The organism is Streptomyces sp. SBT349, assembly GCF_001083795.1.
In the GTDB taxonomy this organism is placed as follows: domain Bacteria; phylum Actinomycetota; class Actinomycetes; order Streptomycetales; family Streptomycetaceae; genus Streptomyces.
Map to the genome: position 1 here is coordinate 1 of NZ_LAVK01000515.1, position 3,756 is coordinate 3,756.

General features: G+C 68.7%; 4 protein-coding genes and 1 pseudogene. 2 read left to right on the plus strand and 3 right to left on the minus strand.

Features of this window, described 5'->3' with window-relative positions; genetic code table 11:
- Positions 1-730: 730 nt before the first annotated feature.
- Positions 731-1,459, plus strand: coding sequence for a DUF317 domain-containing protein (locus ADY01_RS33890; RefSeq protein WP_049580605.1), 729 nt, complete (start codon positions 731-733; stop codon positions 1,457-1,459).
- A gap of 46 nt (positions 1,460-1,505) precedes the next feature.
- Positions 1,506-1,850 carry a hypothetical protein gene (locus tag ADY01_RS33895; RefSeq protein ID WP_049580606.1) on the plus strand — a complete coding sequence of 115 codons (345 nt, stop codon included), beginning with the start codon at positions 1,506-1,508 and terminating at the stop codon, positions 1,848-1,850.
- 237 nt (positions 1,851-2,087) lie between these two features.
- Here ADY01_RS33895 and ADY01_RS33900 read toward each other — a convergent pair whose 3' ends face one another.
- From ADY01_RS33900 to ADY01_RS39540, 3 genes and pseudogenes are all read right to left on the minus strand, one after another.
- Complete coding sequence (locus ADY01_RS33900; protein ID WP_049580607.1) at positions 2,088-2,468, minus strand: SH3 domain-containing protein; 381 nt, start codon at positions 2,466-2,468, stop codon at positions 2,088-2,090.
- Positions 2,469-2,607: 139 nt separating this feature from the next.
- The gene (locus ADY01_RS33905; RefSeq protein ID WP_049580608.1) at positions 2,608-3,324 is read right to left on the minus strand and encodes a MarR family transcriptional regulator; all 717 of its coding nucleotides are present in this window, start codon (positions 3,322-3,324) and stop codon (positions 2,608-2,610) included.
- Positions 3,325-3,500: 176 nt separating this feature from the next.
- A pseudogene (locus tag ADY01_RS39540) lies at positions 3,501-3,756 on the minus strand (hypothetical protein); the annotation flags it as partial.

Below are 3,756 nucleotides of genomic sequence, written 5' to 3' on the forward strand. Positions count from 1 at the left end.
GCGCCACCCTGCTCGAACTCACCGACCCGGCCCAGGCCGCCAACGCCATCGGCAAAGCCGCCACCACCGCAATCGCCACCGCCCGCACCTGACCCACCACCCGCGCCCGGCCGGTGCGCCCCACTCACCCCGGGGGCGCACCGGCACATCCCCGGCACACCCACAACGCGACGAAAGCCCTCTTCTGCCCCCTGTGTCATGCGACCGGGCATCGACGGCAACTGTGCTCCCGAGCCCGCGAACAGGAGCGCTACCCCGTCCGGGGGACAAGGTCGCGATGACCCGGACCAGGCATTCGGTCGCCGAATCCCCCGTGCACGACACAAAGCGTCGTACGGCAGCCGGTCCTCGATGCAAGGCGCCGAGAGCTTTGCCGGAATCTCCAGGAATTCCCAGGCGGAATACCGCTGGAGACTTTCTGGCGGGCATGCCTACATTGATCGCGTTCCCGGTGAATGCGGCGAATTCGGGGCCGCCTCATTCATGAATGGCTCTCGGGATAGGCGTGCCTCGAAATCAACGGAAAGTGCGGCTCTCGCAGAACCTTTGGGAGGCACATTGTGAAGAAATTCGGGCCCCGGCCTCACAGCGCCAACGAACTCCTGTAAGGCCGCCGCGCCTTCAGCAGACACCAGTAACACCTCTGCAACCCGGCCGGTGCGACCGGTTCATGCCGTGAGGCGTACCGGTCCCCGCCCGGAAGAGATCACAACGCAACGGAGAACAATCCATGCCCGAACTCACCCCGATCCCGCTCGGTGACGCCGACGGCGAACGCCCTGACCATCTCGTAACCCCCCGCTGGCTGGCGGGATCGGACGGGGACACAGCGACCGTCAGCGACCTGCTGGTCGCAGCGGGCTGGCTGACATTCATCGATGAGACGGAAACCGTCCGCTGCTTCCCACGCACCAAGGAGCGGTGCCTGCTGATCCGGGCGCGCGCCAAGACACCTGCCGCGTTCAGCCGCGACCGGACATGGCACCTCTGGGGCCGCGACGGGTCCAGCGGGCGGCCCTCCTGGAACGCCACTTTCACCGCCTTCACCCCGCCCGAGGTGATCGCCACCGTGGCCGATGCCATGCTCGCCCCGCCTCCACCGGGACCTCCCGAGAAGGCCGACGGCGACTACCTGCTCCCATTGGCCGAGGCGGGATGGGAACGCCACGCCACTGCGGGAGGCCCGGCGAGGTGGGTCGATCCCCGCAAGCAGGCAACCGTCTACTGCTTGCCGATCCCCATCTTCATGGCCCGCCGGGAATTCCCCGACGTGGTCGGCTGGCACACGACGGTCAGTACCGGCCCGGACCACGACGCCGTCTGGACTGCGGAGTTCTCCATCACCACCCCCCGCCACCTGGTCACCGCAATGTGTTCTGCACTGACCGACCCCGAGCCCGTACCCCGCTACGACGGCGACATCAATGACCACGTCCGCCCGTTCCTCCACCTGGGCTGAAGAACCCCACAAGAGCCACAATGCCCCGCCTGAAAGGAAACCGGCCATGCTGACGCCCGAGACGTTCTTCCGGTGCGCGCTCCCCCTCGCCCTGCCCGACGCGGTCGTCGTCGGCCAGAGCCTCTACGCCCGCCCGACCCAAGGCACGCTGCTCCGCCTGCGCATCGACCTCGTCTGCGGCGGCCTCCCCGCCGAGTGGGACGCCCTGCGACTGAACGTGATCCACCCCAACAAGGGACGCGTGGACGAAGCCCTCCTCTTCTTCAGCCACCACGGCACCTCCGCCGGTCACCTCGCACTCAACGTCCACCAGCGCGAACTCAGCAAGGCACTGGAGAACTACGTAGCCTTCTGGTTCGACACCGGCGCCGCATCCGGCGAACAACCCTGACCATCGAGATACCGGCCGGTGGCGGCGCGCCTTTCCGGCGCGCCGCCACCGTGTCGTCCGTCATCACCTCAACGAGACAGCGAACCGGGCCTCGTCGCCTTCTAGGCCTTCTAGTTCACCCTTCTCGTATTGCCCGGACATAACTCCCGATAGAGGTCTCGTGGCGTGGGCGGCACCCCACTGGTGTGAATGGTCAGGAGGGGCGTTGGCGGGTACGGGCGCGCCTGGCTCGATTCGTCACAGCAGGCGGGTGTGGATGTCGTCCTCTTCGGTCCACAGGTGCTCGCGCCGGACCCAGCCCTTCACGCCGGACTTGTCCATGCGGATTTTGGTCCACATGGTGCTGCCGTTGTACTGGTGGTCGCTGGTCTGGCAGGTCTGCCCTCGGTATCCGATGCCCATGGCTGTCGATTCCGCGTCCGGCTTCGCGCGGATGACGGCGGCTTGGACGTCGATGCGGCAGTCCATCGCTGCGGCGGGGCCCGCGGTGGCGACAACGGCCGTGCCGCTCATCGCGGTGACCATGAGTACAGCGGCCAGGGGCTTGCCCAGGGCGCGGGTGAGGGTGTGCATGGTGATCCTCTGGTCGTGATGGCTGTCGGGGTGCCAACGGGGCATCGCCGTGGTCGGCTCCTCTTTCTGCCCGTGATTCACCCGGATGTGCTGATGGCGGCCAGGTAGGCAATCGTCGGCAGCAGTGCGGTGACGCATGGCAAGGCGCCCCGCCCATGTGGGCGGGGCGCCTGTGGGTTGAGGATCAGTGCGCGGTGTCCGCGTCAGCGGTGGTGGTGGCGAGCTGGTAGCGGCGAGGGGTTTCGTTGACCTGTTGGGCGATGCCCTGCTTGGTGAGGGTGACCAGGGCGTTGGCGATGGCGCCGGAGCTCTTCTCGATGACGCGGCTGATGCCGGTGGAGGTGAATGCCTCGTCGGGGTGGGCGGTGAGGTGGCCGATGACCAGCTGGCGCAGTTCGCCCGGCGCCAGCCGCTTCTTCTCCTCGACAGCAGGCGACGCGGCCTCCTCGTTCGTCGCGTTGTCGGCTGCTTCGTCCGCGCCTTCTTCGCACACTGCCGCCGTCGCCTCTGTTGTTGCCGTTTCGTTGTCGGGGGTTTCGCGGGGGGCGGGGACGCTTGGCGTGGCCGCCTCCGCGTCGGCGGTGTCGTTCTCGGCGGTTGCGGTTGCGGCCTTGGGGGCGGGCTCGGGCTGGGGGTTGTTGGGGTACCAGCGGTCGGCTTGGCGCTGGATGCCGTGACGTTCGCCGGGCTGGTGGCGGGCGAGGTTGTTGTCGCGGAGGGCGGCCAGTGCCTTGCCGGTGGTGGAGCGGGCGACTCCGGCGGCGAGGGCGAGTTCGGCGGTGGTGGAGCCGGGGTGTTCGGTGAGGGCCTTCCAGACCAGGCGCACGGCGTTGGGCTTCTTTTCGGTGCCGGTCGACGGGTGGGGGTGGCGTTCGCCGCTGGTGGTGTTCTTGGGGGTCATGGTGGGGGACCTTTCGTGTCCGGTTTCGGATCGTTGAGGGGTCCCCGGCCGGGGCGCCCGGCGGGCCGCGTGCGCATCGCGGTGGTGCCCGTGGGGCGTTGGGACCATGGACGCTCCGGTCCCGGTGGGATGTCAAGCGGGTGTCACCGACGCGGGTGTATCCGTGTTCGCCGAGGTCAGGGAGCGTTTGTGGATCCGGCCGTGGCGGGGGCGCGGCGGTTTTCGAGAAGGGTGTGGATGCGGCGGGCGCGGTCGGGGCCGATGCCCAGTTCGGTGCGCAGTCGGCGGATGCTGACGGGGCGCCCGGTCAGGATGCGTGCGGCGTCGTCCAGTTCTGCGGCACGGGCGAACACGGCGCCGTCTGCAGCCTGTTCGGCGTGGGTGTGCGGCGGGTCGCCGGGTTGTGGGGTGTGGGGGCCGGTGTCGGGGGTC